The organism is Amycolatopsis silviterrae, assembly GCF_042684085.1.
GTDB lineage: Bacteria > Actinomycetota > Actinomycetes > Mycobacteriales > Pseudonocardiaceae > Amycolatopsis > Amycolatopsis silviterrae.
Genome location: NZ_JBHUKS010000023.1, coordinates 1 through 16298 on the forward strand (window position 1 = coordinate 1; position 16298 = coordinate 16298).

Annotated in this window: 16 protein-coding genes; 3 read left to right on the forward strand and 13 right to left on the reverse strand. The window is 69.6% G+C overall.

Annotation, left to right across the window (positions count from 1 at the left end):
• Positions 1 to 257: 257 nt before the first annotated feature.
• Entirely contained in the window at positions 258 to 1094 is an 837-nt protein-coding gene (locus ACFSVL_RS28355) for a LysR family transcriptional regulator (RefSeq protein ID WP_378308612.1), read from the reverse strand.
• 77 nt (positions 1095 to 1171) lie between these two features.
• Between ACFSVL_RS28355 and ACFSVL_RS28360 the strand changes: the two genes are divergently transcribed.
• On the forward strand, positions 1172 to 1876 hold the full coding sequence (locus ACFSVL_RS28360) for an SDR family oxidoreductase (RefSeq protein ID WP_378308613.1): 705 nt from the start codon (positions 1172 to 1174) through the stop codon (positions 1874 to 1876).
• Between the two features lie 4 nt (positions 1877 to 1880).
• Here ACFSVL_RS28360 and ACFSVL_RS28365 read toward each other — a convergent pair whose 3' ends face one another.
• The 12 genes from ACFSVL_RS28365 to ACFSVL_RS28420 form a co-directional block, all read right to left on the reverse strand.
• A complete protein-coding gene (locus tag ACFSVL_RS28365) occupies positions 1881 to 2456 on the reverse strand; it encodes an EndoU domain-containing protein (RefSeq protein WP_378308614.1) in 576 nt (191 codons plus the stop codon).
• A 46-nt stretch (positions 2457 to 2502) separates the two neighbouring features.
• Positions 2503 to 3771, reverse strand: a complete 1269-nt coding sequence (locus tag ACFSVL_RS28370) for a hypothetical protein (RefSeq protein ID WP_378308615.1) — start codon at positions 3769 to 3771, stop codon at positions 2503 to 2505.
• The gene (locus ACFSVL_RS28375) at positions 3765 to 4370 is read right to left on the reverse strand and encodes an ABC transporter ATP-binding protein (protein WP_378308957.1); all 606 of its coding nucleotides are present in this window, start codon (positions 4368 to 4370) and stop codon (positions 3765 to 3767) included. Before ACFSVL_RS28375 ends, ACFSVL_RS28370 begins: the two co-directional genes overlap by 7 nt.
• A complete protein-coding gene (locus ACFSVL_RS28380) occupies positions 4367 to 5254 on the reverse strand; it encodes a TIGR03621 family F420-dependent LLM class oxidoreductase (protein ID WP_378308616.1) in 888 nt (295 codons plus the stop codon). Before ACFSVL_RS28380 ends, ACFSVL_RS28375 begins: the two co-directional genes overlap by 4 nt.
• 81 nt (positions 5255 to 5335) lie before the next feature.
• Positions 5336 to 7156, reverse strand: coding sequence for a phosphoenolpyruvate carboxykinase (GTP) (locus tag ACFSVL_RS28385; RefSeq protein WP_378308617.1), 1821 nt, complete (start codon positions 7154 to 7156; stop codon positions 5336 to 5338).
• A gap of 574 nt (positions 7157 to 7730) precedes the next feature.
• Positions 7731 to 8429 carry a hypothetical protein gene (locus ACFSVL_RS28390; RefSeq protein WP_378308618.1) on the reverse strand — a complete coding sequence of 233 codons (699 nt, stop codon included), beginning with the start codon at positions 8427 to 8429 and terminating at the stop codon, positions 7731 to 7733.
• Between the two features lie 118 nt (positions 8430 to 8547).
• Positions 8548 to 10374 carry a dynamin family protein gene (locus ACFSVL_RS28395; protein ID WP_378308619.1) on the reverse strand — a complete coding sequence of 609 codons (1827 nt, stop codon included), beginning with the start codon at positions 10372 to 10374 and terminating at the stop codon, positions 8548 to 8550.
• Positions 10371 to 10850, reverse strand: a complete 480-nt coding sequence (gene grpE, locus ACFSVL_RS28400; RefSeq protein WP_378308620.1) for a nucleotide exchange factor GrpE — start codon at positions 10848 to 10850, stop codon at positions 10371 to 10373. The genes ACFSVL_RS28395 and grpE overlap by 4 nt, the downstream gene beginning before the upstream one ends.
• A gap of 70 nt (positions 10851 to 10920) precedes the next feature.
• Positions 10921 to 11520 (reverse strand): TetR/AcrR family transcriptional regulator, encoded by a 600-nt coding sequence (locus ACFSVL_RS28405; protein ID WP_378308621.1) that lies wholly within the window; start codon positions 11518 to 11520, stop codon positions 10921 to 10923.
• On the reverse strand, positions 11517 to 11996 hold the full coding sequence (locus ACFSVL_RS28410; RefSeq protein WP_378308622.1) for a YqeB family protein: 480 nt from the start codon (positions 11994 to 11996) through the stop codon (positions 11517 to 11519). The genes ACFSVL_RS28405 and ACFSVL_RS28410 overlap by 4 nt, the downstream gene beginning before the upstream one ends.
• A gap of 61 nt (positions 11997 to 12057) precedes the next feature.
• Positions 12058 to 12642, reverse strand: a complete 585-nt coding sequence (locus ACFSVL_RS28415) for a hypothetical protein (RefSeq protein WP_378308623.1) — start codon at positions 12640 to 12642, stop codon at positions 12058 to 12060.
• Between the two features lie 32 nt (positions 12643 to 12674).
• On the reverse strand, positions 12675 to 14219 hold the full coding sequence (locus ACFSVL_RS28420; protein WP_378308624.1) for a dynamin family protein: 1545 nt from the start codon (positions 14217 to 14219) through the stop codon (positions 12675 to 12677).
• Between the two features lie 151 nt (positions 14220 to 14370).
• On the opposite strand from ACFSVL_RS28420, the gene ACFSVL_RS28425 reads away from it, so the two are divergent.
• Together ACFSVL_RS28425 and ACFSVL_RS28430 are read left to right on the forward strand one after the other, a co-directional pair.
• Complete coding sequence (locus ACFSVL_RS28425) at positions 14371 to 15579, forward strand: sensor histidine kinase (protein ID WP_449224391.1); 1209 nt, start codon at positions 14371 to 14373, stop codon at positions 15577 to 15579.
• On the forward strand, positions 15576 to 16232 hold the full coding sequence (locus tag ACFSVL_RS28430) for a response regulator (protein ID WP_378308625.1): 657 nt from the start codon (positions 15576 to 15578) through the stop codon (positions 16230 to 16232). The genes ACFSVL_RS28425 and ACFSVL_RS28430 overlap by 4 nt, the downstream gene beginning before the upstream one ends.
• The last annotated feature ends 66 nt before the right edge of the window (positions 16233 to 16298 follow it).

The window sequence follows — 16298 nt, forward strand, 5'->3', positions numbered from 1 at the left end:
ATACCGAGCCCAGACCCCCGCCGCCTAACCTTCACTTAGCCAGTCCAACTTCCGGGGGCCAGTTCAGTCTGTGAGGGTTCCCCTCACAGACGACCCAGGCCCGCTCCCGACGGCCGGGCCAAGGGGCGCATTGGCCTGGGCCAGCCCTTCGAACTGGACAGACGAGCCTCAACGGCACCCATAGCGCCGCCTTAAGCCCTGGCATTGCGGAGCGGAACCGGCAAGCACCCGCCCCCCTGTGGACAACTGTGGACGGCTCAACCCCCGCCGCGAAGCGCGACCGCAGTGCGGACGAGGGCGGCCACCTCCGGGGAGCGGCTGTTCGGCGGCCAGCCGATCACCGTGGTGACGTTCGGGGCATCCACAACCGGGACCGCGACGTGCTCCGGCCACTGCCAAGCCCGGCTGGACGCCGGGATCACCAGCAGGGTCCGGCCGAGGGCGACGAGCTGCGCGAGTGTCGACTGCGTGCGCACTTCCGGCCCCGGGCCCTCCGGGTAGCTGCCGTCGAGACGGGGCCAGCGGGCGATCGGCAGGTCCGGTACGTCGCTGACCTCCGCCAGCGTCAACGTGTCCCGGGCGGCGAGCGGGTGCGTCGCGGGGAGGATCGCGACCTGGCCTTCGACCTGCAGTGGCTCGGTGTCGAATCCGGCGAGGTCGTCGTACGGGTGGTGCATGATCGCTACGTCCGCCGAGCCGTCGCGGAGCAGGCCGGCCTGTTCGCCGACCTCACACAGCAGGATCTCGACCGGCGGGCTGGCGTCCAAGAGCCGCTGCAGGAGTTCGTGTGACGCTCCGGCTTTGGTCGCCAGCACCAGCGGGTGGTTACCGGCTCGACGCGTGCGGCGGGCGGCGGCGGTGACGGCGTCTAGGGCCAGGCGGGATTCGCGGAGCAAGACCCGGCCGGCCTCGGTCAGTGCGACGCTGCGGCGGTTTCGGTCCAGGAGTTGGACGCCGAGCCGTCGTTCCAGCTGGGCGATCGCGCGGGAGAGCGGCGGCTGGGCGATTCCTAGGCGTTCGGCGGCGCGGCCGAAGTGCAGCTCTTCCGCAATAGCGACGAAGTAGCGGAGTTCGCGGGTCTCCAGATCGTCCACAAAGCACAGCGTAATACCTGCTGGGTATCACAGCGGACCGTATTGATCTTGGCCAGGGAAGCCATCCCGCACCAATCATGGGTGGAGTGAACGACACGAAGACCGCGCTGGTCACCGGCGCGAACAAGGGGATCGGTCTCGCCATCGCGCGTGGCCTTGGCTCGATCGGCTTCACCGTCGCGGTGGGGGCGCGGGATGAGGTCAATCGCGAGAAGGCCGTTGAAGAACTGCGGGCTGAGGGGATTGACGCGTTCGGGGTCGCGCTCGACGTCACTTCGGAGGACAGCGTCGCCGCTGCGGCCAAGGTCCTCGACCGGCTCGACGTGCTGGTCAATAACGCCGGAATCAGCGGCAGTGGCGCGCAGGATCCGACGACGCTCGACCTCGACGTCGTCCGCACCGTGCTCGACACGAACGTCTTCGGCGTCGTCCGGGTCACGAACGCGATGCTGCCGCTTCTGCGCAAAGCTGAGTCGCCGCGCATCGTCAACATGTCCAGCAACATGGGCTCGCTGGAGCTGCGATCTGGGCCGGTGCTCGCCGCTTACGCGCCGTCGAAGTCGATGCTCAACAGCATCACCGTGCAGTACGCCCGCGTGCTCGCCGACACGAACGTCCTCATCAACGCGGCCTGTCCTGGTTACGTAGCAACGGATTTCAATGGCTATGCGGGAACGCGGACGCCGGAGCAGGGCGCGGCGATCGCGGTCAAGCTCGCGACTTTGCCGGACGACGGACCGCGTGGCGGGTTCTTCGACGACGCCGGAGTCGTGCCCTGGTGACGCCTCACCTGCGCAGATCGGCGAGGACCCGTTCGCGGTCGTTGAGGTAGCGGCAGTCGCGGGCTGGCAGTTCGAAAGAGTTCAGGAGCTTCTCGAAATCCGCGTACTCGTCCGGGTTGAGCTGCATGCCGGTGACCTCGATGTGCGCGGCCAGGGTGTCGGCCAGTTCCTCCCATTCGCCGGACCACTGCAGGTCGCGGTAGTGGTCCAGGTCCTCAGCAGGCATCCGGTGGGCGAGCAGGCGCAGGACGCTGTCGGCGAAGTAGCTGATCCGGTTGCCCGCGCGGTCGTCGACGGTCGGGTTCGCCGGGTCTCGCGCGGCGTCCGGGTTCCGGACGACGCCGGGGCCCGGCAGCGGGTAGCTGGTGTGCACGTGGCCATCGCGGTTGACCAGGACGACCACGTGCACGCCGTACCGTTCGCCGACGCAGCGCCAGCGGCCGTTGTACTGCTGCCGCCGGGGCTCGCCCGGGTCGTTGGCGACGTCCTTGACCACCGCGATGATCTGCTCGTCGGTCCACCCGGGCGGAAACTCGCAGGTCGCCCTGCGGCCGATGCCGGAAGCGTGTCCACCGCCCACGTTCGGCTCCTCTCGTCGGCAGGGAGCCTAACCCGGGTGCGGCCGTTCAGCCGAGTTGCGCCAGCACCAGAATGCCGAGCACCAGCAGGTCCGGGCCGCGAAATAGTTGCCGCATAAGGTTTGCCGGCATCGGGCCGGCGGGGGTGTCGACGAAACCGGCGCTGCTGTAGTCGACCGGCTGCCGGGTGACGGTGCGCAACACCGAAAGCACCGCAAGGGCGACAGTCACCCACGAGAGCACCGAAAACGTGGTGCCCAAAGCCAAAAGTGCCACGGAGAGCAGAGCGGACCAGCCGATCCCGACCACCACGAGTGCCACGCCGTGCGCGAGAACCAGCTCCCACGACGACGAGCCCAGCCACCGTCGCCGGCCCGGATTCCGCCACAGCACGCCAAGACCGGCCCCGAACGGAGTAAGCGCGACGTACGCGCCGAGCCCGACGAGCACCGGCCCCGGCAAGGTGGGAACGGCAACATGACCGACGGCTACCGCGAAAGCCACTAACAGAACCGCGCCCGCGTACCGGGAACGGCCGACGATCCCGGCCCACGCGAGCCGGAACGCGGTGGGCGGGCGCAGCGACCACGAGCCGACGGGCGCGGACTCCGGCAGCATCATCATCGGGTCGAGGAACGTCACCGCCATCGCACGCAGGACCCGCGCGTTCCAGCCGTCGAGCAGCACCGCACGGCCCGCGCCGCTGACTGCTTCGCCGCCGAAAGCCAGCAGCAACCCGCATAACGCGAGCCCTGCGCCGACGTACTGCACCGCTATCGCGTCCAGCCTCGCCGCGGCGATGACGACACCGGCCACCGCGACCAGCAGCGGGCCAGCGGCTTCGAAGAGGAAGGCGGTGCGGCGTGCGGTGGTGAACGCCAGGATCGTGCCGCCCGCGACGAGTGCGGCGGCGGCTCGCCACCAGTCGAGCGAACCGCCGCCGACCGCGAGCATCAGCGCGGCGAGATACCCAAGCACCACAACGAATCCGGTGAGCACGCTGGCCAGCCGGGTCGCGACGACGCGGCGGCGGTCCACCTTCGCGAAGTCCATCCAGGTCAGCTCGGCCGGTTCGGCCCAGACGAATCCGCGCCGCAGCAGGCTTCGCCAGCCGACCGCGGCGCACAGCGCGACCAGGCCGAGCACCGCCGAGTAGTCCACTGCGGACGGTCCAAAGAGGACTCGATGCCAGGCGTCGGTGCGGAAGAACGCGGTGAACAGGAAGCCGACGCCGAACATCAGCACGAACGTGGGGCTGTCGCCGCTGAAGATGCCGCCGAACCGCTTGCGGCCGGGCACGCGCAACCGGGTCACCACAGTTCGAGCACGCTGTCCGCCGTGTCCAGCAACGGTTGATGGTGCGTGGCGACGACCACTGCCGCACCGGCCGAGGTGGAGCGGCTGATCAGGTCGACCAGCCATTCCTTGCCTTCAGTGTCGAGCGCGCGCTCGGGCTCGTCCAGCAACAGCACGCGGTGCGGCCGCGCGGTGACGCCCAGCAGCAGCAACCGGCGACGCTGTCCGGCCGAGAAATGCCCGGCGGTGACCCGGGCGCGTTCGGCGAGACCCGCGTCCGCGATCAGTTCTTCGAAATCGCCGAGATCCTCGCCGAACGAACCGGAAAGCAGCTCCAGGTGCTGCAGCGGGGTGAGTTCGGCGAAGAAATCTGAATCGTCGAAGAGCACGGAAACCTTGCGCCGGAAGGAAACGCTGCGCTCGTCCGGCTTCGCGCCGTCGATCAGCACCCGGCCCCGCTGCGGTTGCTGCATTCCGTACAGGCACCGCATCAGGGTGGATTTGCCGACGCCGTTCGGCCCGACCAGCACCGCGCATTCGCCTGGGTCGACCGAGAAGTCGAGATCCTCCAGCAACCACAGGTCGCCGGCCTTCACGCCGAGCCCGCGCGCGTCGACTATCGGCGACACAGCAGATCCACCACGGGGGCCAGCACTTCGAGGTTGGGCTCCAGGACCGTGTAGTAGCTGAAACCGAACCGGGCGCGGTGCGCGACCAGCTGTTCGGCGATTTCCTCGACCGTTCCGACCAACACGGTGGGAACTTCGGCCAGCTCCGCAAGCGTGAGCGTATCGCTAATACGCGCATGGATTTCCCGCAGCGCGCTTTCGCGGTCGTCAGTGATCTCAACGAATTGCACGAGCAGGTTGAATTCGGCTTCGCGGCCGTCGAGCCGTTCGGTGACAAACTGGACGCGCTCTTCGATCGCATCCGCCGTCGCCAACATCGGCGGCGCACCGTCGCGCACCTTTGCCATGCCGCTGAAGGCGATCGTCGCCGCGTGCTCAGCGGCGAGAGAAAGCAGCCGGTCGCCACGGCCGGCGATCATCAACGGGGGACCGCCGGGCCGCACGGGTTTCGGCGCGTATTCCGGATCCGCGTACAGCCGCCGAAGTTCCTTGATCGTGAGTTCGAGATGATCAACTCGTGCCCGCGCGCCGGGAAACGGCATTCCGGCCGCCTCGAACTCCGCTTTCACGTATCCGGCACCGAGGCCGAGGTCCAGCCGGCCGGACACGAATTGGTCCGTGCCCGCGACCTCTCGCGCGAGCAGCACCGGGTTGTAGAACGGCGCGTTGAGCACGAAGGTGTTGAGCCGCACCCGTTCGGTGACCGCGCCGGCCAGCACGAGCGCGGGAAACGGCGGCGCGATGCCGAGATGATCGGCCACGCTCAGCACGTCGTAGCCGAGTTCCTCGACCCGGCGGCATTTCGCGACCCACTCGTCGCGCGAGCCCGGCAGCACCAGGTTCACGCCGAACCGGAAAGTCTTCTCCCCATCCATGCGACCCACGCTACCGTTTCCGCGCACGAAGAAGGGGACGTCCGCCGCCCGGTGCGAACGTCCCCTTCTCTGGCTCAGGCGTCAGCCCAAGCGCTGCGCCAGCGCGTCGAGCTCGTCGCGCAGCGAGGACGGCACCTCGCCGATCTTCGCGAACCACTCCTCGATGAGCGGCAGCTCCTCGCGCCACTCGTCGTTGCGCACCTCCAGCGCGGCCTGGATGTCCTCGACCGGCTCGGACAGGCCGTCCAGGTAGAGGTCCTCGGCCTTCGGCACGAGGCCGATCGGGGTCTCGACCGCGTTGCCGTTGCCCTCGACGCGCTCGAGCACCCACTTGAGCACGCGCGAGTTCTCGCTGAAGCCCGGCCACAGGAACCGGCCGTCGTCGCCGCGGCGGAACCAGTTGACGTAGAAGATCTTCGGCAGCTTGTTCGCGTCGGCGTTCTTGCCGAGGTCCAGCCAGTGCTTGAAGTAGTCACCGGCGTGGTAGCCGAGGAACGGCAGCATCGCCATCGGGTCGCGGCGCACGTTGCCGACCGCGCCGACCGCCGCGGCGGTGGTCTCCGACGACATGGTCGCGCCCATGAACACGCCGTGCTGCCAGTCGCGGGCCTGGTTCACCAGCGGCACCGTCGTCTTGCGGCGGCCTCCGAACAGGATCGCCGAAATCGGCACGCCCTGCGGGTCGTCCCACTCCGGAGCCAGGATCGGGCACTGCGACATCGGCACGCAGTACCGCGAGTTCGGGTGGGCGGCCTTCTCCTCGGAGTCCGGCGTCCAGTCCTGGTGCTTCCACGAGGTGGCGTGCGCGGGCTTGTTCTCCATGCCCTCCCACCACACGTCGCCGTCGTCGGTGAGCGCCACGTTCGTGAAGACCGTGTTGCCCTTCTCGATGGTGCGCATGGCGTTCGGGTTCGTGTGGTTGTCGGTGCCCGGCGCGACGCCGAAGAAGCCGAACTCCGGGTTCACCGCGTACAGGCGGCCGTCCTCGCCGAAACGCATCCACGCGATGTCGTCGCCGAGGGTCTCCGCGCGCCAGCCCGGGATGGTCGGCTGCAGCATGGCGAGGTTGGTCTTGCCGCAGGCGCTCGGGAACGCCGCCGCGACGTAGTGGACCTTGTCCTCGGGCGAGATCAGCTTGAGGATCAGCATGTGCTCGGCCAGCCAGCCCTCGTCACGGGCGATGACCGAGCCGATGCGCAGCGAGTAGCACTTCTTGCCGAGCAGCGAGTTGCCGCCGTAGCCAGAGCCGTAGCTCCAGATCAGCCGCTCCTCCGGGAAGTGCGAGATGTACTTGGTGTCGCTGCACGGCCAGGCGACGTCCTTCTCGCCGGGGGCCAGCGGCTTGCCGACCGAGTGCAGCGCGGGCACGAACTCGGCCTCGGTGCCGTCGGCCTTGACGAACTTGTCCAGCGCGGCCTTGCCTGCCCGGGTCATCACGCGCATCGACGCGACGACGTAGGCGAAGTCGGTGATTTCGATGCCCAGCTTGGGGTTTTCGTCGCCGAGCGGGCCCATGCAGAACGGGATGACGTACATCGTGCGGCCCGCCATGCAGCCGCGGTACAGCTCCGTCATGGTGGCCTTCATCTCGGCCGGGGCGACCCAGTTGTTCGTCGGGCCCGCGTCCTTCTCCTCCTTGGAGCAGATGAAGGTGCGGTCCTCGACCCGCGCGACGTCGCCGGGGTCCGAGGTGGCCCAGTAGGAGTTCGGCTTCGCGTCCAGCTTCACGAAGGTGCCGGCGTCGACCAGCTCCTGGTTGATCCGGGCGGCTTCCTCGTCAGACCCGTCGACCCACACCACGCGGTCCGGGGTGGTCAGCTCGGCGACCTCCCGGACCCAGGACAGCACGCCACTGTGCGTCGTCGGCGCGTTGTCCAGTCCGGGGATGGCGACTGCGGTCATCTCTACTCCTGACTTCCGACGACAAAAGAGCCCACACCGCGAACGACAGTGTTCTTGGTGCGGGCTTCGTTGCCGGCGACCGAATGGCTTCGCACACCGGCGGAAGACCGGTGTGCGGGTTTTGGGATTCCCCGACTGTAGCCGGATGGACGGCAGGTAACCGAGAGCTGACCTGTCGGTTCTCTCACAAGAACGATAAGGGAATCGATTCAGTTTCACCGGAACGGGCCAGCACCGAAAATCTTTCCGCGTGGCCCGCGTCGCATTCGTGCCCGATGCCGGGACCTGGCCTGATCCGCCCCCGCTCCGTCCCCGGGGAGTGTCAACGCTGTCAGCCGTCCCCGGCCGGGAAACGACGAACGGGCCCGGCGCGAGGCCGGACCCGTTCGAGTGACGTCAGTTACTGAGGGCTCAGATGCGATGCCAGGGCCGCCCTCAGGTCCGTGCGGGCCTCCCTGAGGGAATCAGATTCCCTCAGGGTTCCCTTCACGGACCGCAACCCGGGCCCGCCACGAGCTAAGCCAGCGGCGCTAGCCCTTCGACCTGGGCAGGCACGGCCTTAGTTACCGGGGGCTCAGTTGGGGCTGATCCACTGCCCGGTGCCGCTGTCGATCTTCGCCACGCCGCTGAGCAGCTGGGCGCCCTCGCCGCCCCAGGCGGAATCGCTGCCGGGGTCGGTCGCGGCCGCGTGGTTCCCGGTGCCGTCGGCCTCGGTCCACTGGCCCTGGCCGGTGTGCTCGAAGGTGTGCGTGGAACCGTCCGCGCCGACCTGCACCGCGATGTCGGCCTGGCCGTCGCCGTTGGTGTCGGTGAAGGCGATCGTGCCGCCGGACTTCGTCTCGACCACCGCGGTGTCGTTGTGCCCGTCGTGGTCGGTGTCGATGGTGGCGACCCCGGCGTCGACGTTGCCGTCTGGCAGGTCGGCGTTGATGTGCCCGGTGGTCGAGGTGTCCTGCGAGTGCGTATCGGTGCCGTCGGAGCCGGGCTGGCCGGTGCCGGATTCGACCCAGCTGCCGCTCTGCTCGTCGTAGACCGCCTGGTCCACGACGTGCCCGGTCGCGTCGAGCACCGCGTAGTGGTCGGCGACCCCGTCGTGGTCGGTGTCGGCGAACGCCTGCGCGGAGCCGTCGTCGTGCTCGACGACCGCGGTGTCGGAGACCCCGTCGTGGTCAGTGTCGTAGTTGACCTCGGCCTGGTACTCCTGGCCGTCGACGTGGACGGTGAGTGCCTCCGTGCCGTTCGCGTCGGTGCCGCCGCTCTCGTCGACCCACATGGGTTGATCCCCCTTAGTACGCCGGGTCTGCCGGTTCTCGCTCGGTATGACTCACGTTAGGCCGGTTCGGTTCCCGTCCACAAGCCGATCACCCGCTGGTCCGCGCGCCACCGGCTGGTCATGCCCGGTCGCGGACCGTGCGGATGCGGGAAAGCAGCGTTTCGGCCCTGGTGTGGCCCTCGGTGACGTCCTTGAGGCGTTTCGAGACGATCGCGATCTTCTTCGCCCGCTCCTGCGCGCTCATCTTGATCGTCTGGTCCACCTCCTTCAGCTCCGCCTCGATCGCCTCGATGCGGCGGCCGAGCGCCTCGTCGAGGGCGAGCGACAGCTGCTGTTCGGCCTCGATGAGCTGTTCGGCGATGAGCTGGTCGAGCGTCGAACGGGCGTCCGCGATGGCCTCGACCAGCCATTGCTTCAGGTGCTGTTTGTCCGAGGCGTGTTTGCGAGTACGCGCCATCCACCAGCCCGCGCCGAGGCCGATCACGATCGTCGCGGGCAGCACCACCGGGTTGAGGATCGCGACGCCGGCCAGCGGCAGGGCGGCGATCTTGCCCGCGCCGACGCCGCCGGAGATGCCCATGAACACGAGCAGTTTGTCTTCGGCGGTCGGCGGTTTCTTGTCCGGCGGGCGCAGCACGACCGGCGGACCGCCGGCCCGGGCGAACTGGGCGCGGATCACGTCGAGTTCTTCCGCGGAGAACAGCTCCGCCAGCGCCGTGTTCGTGACCTGGTTCAGCCGTTGCGACAACTGCATCGACACCCGCTGCGACGCGGTCTGCAGTGCGATGTCCACTTCCTGCGGCAGCGCGGCCAGCTCGTCGCGCTTCGCCGCGTCGATGCGCTGCCGGAAATGCGTCTGTGCCTCACGCATTTCGCGGCTGCTCTCGTGCCCGACCTCGACCCGCGTGCGCTGGATTTCGCCGCGCAACCGCAGCTGCCAGCCGCGCGTGGAAGTACGGCGCTGGGACTGAAGATCATCGCGGCGGGCGCGGAGTTGTTCGGCTTCGGCTTCGCCCGCCGACAGCGCCCGGCTTTCCGCCTGCAGCTTCGCCTTGATCCCGGCCAGCGCGCTCGACAGCGAGCGGAGCGTGTTGGCTTCCTTGAGCATCATCGACCGGCCGACCAGCAGTTCCTGCAGCGCGACCTGCACCGCGGCGATGCCGGACTTCTCCCGCAGCATGGCGGCGACCTGGGCATTCGGTGCCTTGGCGGCGGTCTCGAACACTCGCGCCGACACCGGGTGGAACACCGCGTCGGCAAACCGCGGCGCATGTTCGGCGAGCAGTTGCCGGTCGGCTTCCAGGATCTCGCGCCAGCCGCGGAACGCGTCGGTCTTGGCCAGCACGAAGACGACCGTCTCGACGCGGTCCGCGACCTCGCGCAGGAACTGCAGCTCAGTGGACGTGAACGGGGCCGACGCGTCGACCACGAACACCAGCGCGGTCGCGCCCGCGGCGGCTTCCTTGGCCAGCTCGCCGTGCAGCGAATCGAGCCCGCCGACGCCCGGGGTGTCGACCAGGGTCAGCCGTTCCAGCAGCGGGACTGGGCCGGACACCTCGACGTAGCGCGGCGGCAGCTGGCCCGGCGGCAGCTCGTGCGACGCGGACACCCAGTCGACCAGCTGCGTCAGGTCGAACGGCACCGACGCCAGCTGACCGGGGTAGCAGGCCTGCGCGCCCCACTGCTGCGCGTGTTCGAAGACGAGGTACGTCGCGGTGGCCACGTCAGCGTCCACAGGGGACAGTCCCGGCGTCGCGAGCAGGGCGTTGACCAGCGAACTCTTGCCGCGGTTCGTCTCGCCGACGACCACCACGGACGGCTTCTCGGACCGGGCCTTGCGCTGGTCCTCCACCCACTTGGCGGCCTGCGGATCAGCCTCGCGGACAACGCCGAGCAGCTGTTCGCGAGCGGCCTGGACCTGGGCGGGAAGCGTTGGTGCGGTCACTGCGCCCGCTTCGCGTAGACAGTGACGATCGGCGCGCGCAACAGCCGTTCCTGGTCGGCGAACCCGACGACCTCGGTCTCCGCGACGACGCCGTCCAGCTCCGGATCGTCGGTGGGTACGGCACCGCCTGCCTCGTGCCGCGCCGGGTCGAACCGCTCGCCCTCAGCACGCAACGCGGTGACGCCGATGGCGGCGAGCCCGTGCTCAAGCCGTTCCACGACGCCGCTGCTGCGGGCGCGGTCCAGCGCGTACAGGCAGAGCTGGATGAGCGCCTGCCGGTCGGAAAGCGCGCGTTCGAGGTCACCCGGGGCAGCTACGAGGTCCACATCGGGATCCGACGCATCGGCCGCGGCGGCGGTTCCGTCCGCCTCGGCGATGATCCGCGCGAGGCTTTCCGCGCTGATCTCGCCGGTCGGCGCTTCGGCCGCATCGGCATCCCCGGCTTCCTCGGCTTCCTCGCGGCCGAACCACGCCATCGCGGACCCTCCCCTGGTCGTCCCGGTGATTTCACCAGTTTGCGGCACCGCGCCGCGCGGCGGGGGCAGATCACTCAGACGGGCCGAGGATCCGGGTCAGCAACAGCCGCAGCACCGCTTGCTCGTGCTCGACGTCCAGGTCGGGGTCGAGGCTCGCGCGGGAAAGCAGGGCGTCGACCAGCGCGACGACCCAGTTGCCCGCGTCGGCCGGGGACAGCAGGGGGGAGAGCCTGCCGGTCTCGACGCCGCGCTCGATCAAGCCGACGAGACCGACGCGCATGAGGTCGTCGTTGCTGCGGATCAGCTCGTTGAACTCCGGATCGCGCGCGGCCTGCGCGGCCGCTTCGAGGATCAGCCGCACGACACCGGGCAGCACGATCGCCGTCGTCATCCGCGCGACGACCGCGAGCACGCCCTCCCACGGATCGGCCATTTCCTTCGCCGCGGCAAGCAGTTCCTCGTTGTCTTCGGTGTCCGCCTCGAAAATGCCGACGAAGACCGCGCGTTTGGTCGGGAAGTAGTGGAACAGGCTGCCGGAGCTGATCCCGGCCGCGCGGCAGATGTCCGCGGTGGAGGTCTTCTCGAAGCCGTTGAGCGCGAAGCAACCGGCGGCCGCGTCGAGGATCGCGCGTCGTTTCGCCGCGTGCTTCTCCGGATCGACGGTTCTCATCGCTCAGGCGGCGGTTCGTCGAGCCATGGTCGGCCGTGTGTGGTGAACGCTTCGGCAAGCTGCTTGCGGGAGAGATCGGTCTTCTCCCTGGCGATTTCCCGGTCTTCTTCGCCGAGCAGCACGAGCTTGCCGTCGTCTACGAACACGGCGGTGAGGGGAGTGTCGATGCGGCGGCGGCGCTCCCGGCGTTCGAGCGTGACGCGGGTGGTGGACACCGTGACGATCAGCCGGTCCCACGCCCAGAACCAGGCGAAGGCCACCCCGAGCAGCACCCCGACGACGACCGCGCCGATCAGCCGCCACGGTTGCGGGACCTGGTGCAGCAGCCGGAACGGACCCTGCACGGGGAACCACGCCAGCGACGTAATCCAGTCGGCGAGCGCCTGCACGCCCCAGCCCAGCAGGGCCCCGCCGATCGGGCAGGCCAGCCAGGACCCGCGGCGCACCCACGCCGGTTCGTCGACCACTGTCTCCATGGGGAGCAATATTAGACCGCGTACTCGGTTTATGAATGTCCGGCCTGGTCAAGCGCGTGGTTCAGGCGAGTTCGCGGATCAGCGAGCGCATCGCCGGATCGAGCGCCGGGACGTCCGCGGCCAGCTGGGAAGACACCAGGAGCTGGTGCTCCGCCGTCCGCAGCCACACGCGGCCGGCCACCGGGATCTCCAGCACCGACAGCCGGAACGGCCGGGCGCGGCGGCCCAGCTCCACCTCGGTTTCGCGGACCAGCCTGCCCAGCCGTTCCCCGGCGAGGAGCTGGCGGCGGTGGAAGCCCGACGAGACCGGACGGCGGGCGGCGGCGAAATGTTCGGCGGCGGCGGGGGCGAAGTGCTGTGCCGCGAGGTCGATCGCCGAACCGTCGCCGGGAGCGGGGCTTTTCCGGCGAATACGGCGTTCACCGAGGTTGGTCAGCAGGCCGTTCCACCACGGCTCCCACTGGGTTTGCACCGCGGCGCGGTCGAGGGCGGGCGGAACGTGCACCGGCACCGCCGGTTCGACCGGGGGCAGCAGCTGGCCGTCGGCGATCGAGAGCGCGAGCACGTCCCGGAGGAACAACGCCACGTCGACGTCGTGGTCGCTCCCCCAGTAAACCCGCCACGAGGTGGTGTCCTCCAGCCGCACGACATTCAGCCTACGCGTCGCGGGCGAGTTGTTTACTGTTCGCGAATCTGTTGCCAGATCAGGAAATAGGCCCGGTGCACGACGTGTGCCACGCGGCTTTGCGCCGGAGTCGCACCGAAGGACGCGAACGAACGCCACCAGCCCGCGCGTTCCAGCGCGTGCGCCGCCAGCTCTGGCCGCGCGGCGCCGGGAAGGCCGAGCTGTGCGCCGATGTCGGCGTTGCTGCCGACCCGGAGCACCTCCTCGGACAGGTCGTCCGGCATCTCGACGGCACCCGAAGCGACCAGCGTCAACGCCTCCAGCAACCGCAGCTGATGCGCTTCCGGACGGGCCAGCAGCACCTCGATCGCGTCGTGCACGCGCTGCCGTTCGCCCGGGTCGCCGGACGTGTGCGCCAGCGCGGTCACCGACGCCAGCGCGGCGGCGGCCTTGATCCCGTCCGCGCGGGCGGCGAAGACGATCGACAGCCGGCGCCGGACCGCGTCGAGCCCGGAGATGTCGAGAAGCTTGCGGCGCAATGCTCCCGCGGTGATCTCCGGTTCCGCGCGGATCGCCTCGACCGCGCAGCGGATTCCGAAGAGATCGAGTTTCTCCAGCAGCCGCAACCGGATCCCGGTCGGGATGTCGCACTCCCAGCTGGTGAAGATGTCGGCCGCGATGAGCATCGTTTCGAGGACGTCGTCGTCGAGCGCAGCGAGCTGGCCGAGCGCCTCAGCGTCGGCGGAGGTGAACCCGCCGGACTCGGCCGATTCGGCGATCAAGCCGATCACCGGCAGCACGTCCGCGACGCGCGGCTTCAGCGTCGCGGCCTGTTTCTCGGCGAGCATCTGCGCGGCTTTCCACACGTCCCCACCGGAGCCTTCGACAGATTCCGCGACGACCGTGTCCGCCTTGTTCAACACGGCGATCGCGTTGACCGGCCCGGCTTCGCGGCTCGCGGTCGCGGCGGTGAACGCGGCCAGCGCCTGCTGATCGTCCGCGCGCACGCCCTGGGTCACGACGTAGAGCACGGCTTCGGCACCCGCGACGGCATTGCGCGAGGTGTCGTCGAGGTCGTCGGAGCCCTCGTCCTGCTCAGCCGCGCCCAGCAGCTGCTCGGTCCGCGACACGGACGCCGCGTCGAGCGAGCCGAGGCCCGGGGTGTCGATCACCGTCATGTCCTGCAGCACCGCGTTGGTGAGGTACGCCTCAAGGTGCGAGACCTCGGCGATGTCGACGCCAAGCTCGGCCGGGATCGACCCGTCCGCGGCGAACGGCAGCACCTGCTTGGGGCCGTCGAGGAAGACCACCTCGACCCGGTCGACGGTGCCGTACTGGAACCGGGTGACCAGCCGCGTGCACTCGCCGACGTCGGTGGGTGCGACCAGCCGTCCGATCAGGGCGTTGACCAGCGTCGACTTCCCCGATTTGATCCGGCCGGCGACCGCGACCTGCAGTGGCGCGCCGAGCCTGCGCAGCACCTCGGCGAACCCGGCGGCCGTGCGCGGGGACACCTGGGAGCGCAGCCGGTGGCACAGCTCCGCCACCGACGCGGACAGGGGCCCGGCGAGTCGTCCCCGCTCCGCCGCTGCCGTCACGGCCCGGCCCCCTTCCGGCTCGATTCGCTCGACTGTGCGGGAATCGTCGCATGCCGGTCATCCTTCGGTCGCACCGAAGGTGCTACCCGCGACCGACGCGGCCGCCCGCGGCGCGACCTACTGTTGAGTCGTGCGACGGCTCAGCCTCTGGATGCGTGCCCACCCGATGGTGGGGGACTCGCTGCTCGCGCTGTTTCTCGCGGCATTCGACATCCTGGTGTTCGCCACCGGCGGCCTCGATCCCGAACTGCCCGGCCCGGAGTGGTACGTCGCGATCCCGATCGATCTCGCCGTGGTCGCGCCCCTGGTTTTCCGCCGGAAGCGGCCGGTGCTCGCCGCGTACGTCGTGTACGTCATTTCGTACGCGCACAGTGCGCTGGACCTCGGGGTGTCCGGCCTGGCCGCGCTCGCGATCAGCCTCTACTCGGTCCAGGTCTACGTCGGGCGGAAGCAGGGGCTCATCTACGGCGGCGCGTTCATCGTGGCCAGCGTCGTCACCGCGATCGTCAAGCCCGAACCGTCGGTGGCGGCCCAGCTGGTGTTCAGCGCCTTCACCATCGCCTTCTGCTGGCTGCTCGGCGAGTTCATGTACGCGCGCCGTGCCTACCAGCGCGAGCTGGAAGCCCGGCTGCACCTGCTGGAGACCGAACGCGACCAGGCCGCGCGCATCGCGGTGGCCGAGGAGCGCGGCCGGATCGCCCGGGAACTGCACGACGTGGTGGCGCATTCGGTGAGCGTGATGGTCGTGCAGGCCGACGGCGCGGCGCTCGCCCTGAAAACCAACCCGGAGCTGGCCGGACGCGCGCTGGGAACGATCTCCGAAACCGGCCGCGGCGCGCTCGGCGAACTGCGCAGGCTGCTGGACGTGCTGCGCAACGACCGCGGCGACGACGAACCGCGGGTGCCCCAGCCGGACGCGACCGCGCTCGGCGACCTCGCCGAGCGGATGCGCGCCGCGGGCGTCCCGGTGGACCTCGCCCTCGGCGACGGGCTGGACGAACTGCCCGCCGGGGTGTCGCTCGGGATCTACCGGATCGTCCAGGAATCGCTCACCAACACGCTCAAGCACGCCGGGGCCGGGGCCCGCGCCGCGGTGCGCGTGCAGCGGACCGGTGACCAGGTCGAAGTGCTCGTGCGCGACGACGGCGCGGGCCGGGCGCGGCAGCTCGAACAGGTGGGTACCGGCGGAACCACGACGGCGACGCGGCAATCGGCGCCGCGGCTGACGGTCGCCGGCGGGAACGGGCTGATCGGGATGCGGGAGCGTGCGCACGTGTACGGCGGGACACTAGAAGTGGGCCCCGCCGCCGGCGGTGGCTGGCAGGTGCGAGCGGTGCTGCCGGTTAGGTTGAACTCGTGATCCGAGTGGTGGTCGTCGACGACCAGGAACTGATGCGCGTCGGGTTCCGGATGGTGCTGGGCGCGCAGGCCGACATCGACGTGGTCGGCGAGGCGGGCGACGGCGCGCAAGCCGTGCGGATGGCCGCCGAACTGCGGCCCGACGTCGTGCTGATGGACGTGCGAATGCCGGTGCTCGACGGGGTGGAGGCGACGAAACAGATCGTCGCGGCGGGCACCGCGCGGGTGCTCGTGATGACCACCTTCGACCTCGACGAGTACGTCTACGCCGCGCTGCAGGGCGGCGCGTCCGGCTTCCTGCTCAAGGACACCCAGCCGGACTATCTGGTGTCCGCGCTGCGTTCGGTCGCCGACGGCGACGCGGTGATGTCGCCCTCGGTCACCCGCAGGCTGCTCGACCGGTTCGTCGGCTCCGGCAGCGCGGAAATGCGCGATCCGGCCGAACTCGACGTGCTGACCGACCGCGAACGCGAAGTGCTCGTGCTGATCGCGAAAGGCATGTCGAACGTCGAGATCGCCGAGACGTTGTTCCTTTCCGAGGCTACGGTGAAAACACACGTCGGGCGGATCCTGTCCAAGCTCGACCTGCGCGACCGGGTGCAGGCGGTCGTCCTCGCGTACGAGACCGGGCTGGCCCGGCCGGGGATCGGCTGAACCGTCCAATTCGGACACTGTCCACAACGGACCCCGCCGCGGCCTGCCCGGCGGGGTCCTCGCGTA

What these genes read in the sequence shown, in the direction of transcription:
- ACFSVL_RS28405 (WP_378308621.1), bottom strand. Translation starts at nt 11,520, where the DNA reads ATGAGAACCGTCGATCCGGAGAAGCACGCGGCGAAACGACGCGCGATC.
- ACFSVL_RS28385 (WP_378308617.1), bottom strand. Translation starts at nt 7,156, where the DNA reads ATGACCGCAGTCGCCATCCCCGGACTGGACAACGCGCCGACGACGCAC.
- ACFSVL_RS28380 (WP_378308616.1), bottom strand. Translation starts at nt 5,254, where the DNA reads ATGGATGGGGAGAAGACTTTCCGGTTCGGCGTGAACCTGGTGCTGCCG.
- ACFSVL_RS28360 (WP_378308613.1), top strand. Translation starts at nt 1,172, where the DNA reads ATGGGTGGAGTGAACGACACGAAGACCGCGCTGGTCACCGGCGCGAAC.
- grpE (WP_378308620.1), bottom strand. Translation starts at nt 10,850, where the DNA reads ATGGCGTGGTTCGGCCGCGAGGAAGCCGAGGAAGCCGGGGATGCCGAT.
- ACFSVL_RS28425 (WP_449224391.1), top strand. Translation starts at nt 14,371, where the DNA reads ATGCGTGCCCACCCGATGGTGGGGGACTCGCTGCTCGCGCTGTTTCTC.
- ACFSVL_RS28390 (WP_378308618.1), bottom strand. Translation starts at nt 8,429, where the DNA reads ATGTGGGTCGACGAGAGCGGCGGCACCGACGCGAACGGCACGGAGGCA.
- ACFSVL_RS28410 (WP_378308622.1), bottom strand. Translation starts at nt 11,996, where the DNA reads ATGGAGACAGTGGTCGACGAACCGGCGTGGGTGCGCCGCGGGTCCTGG.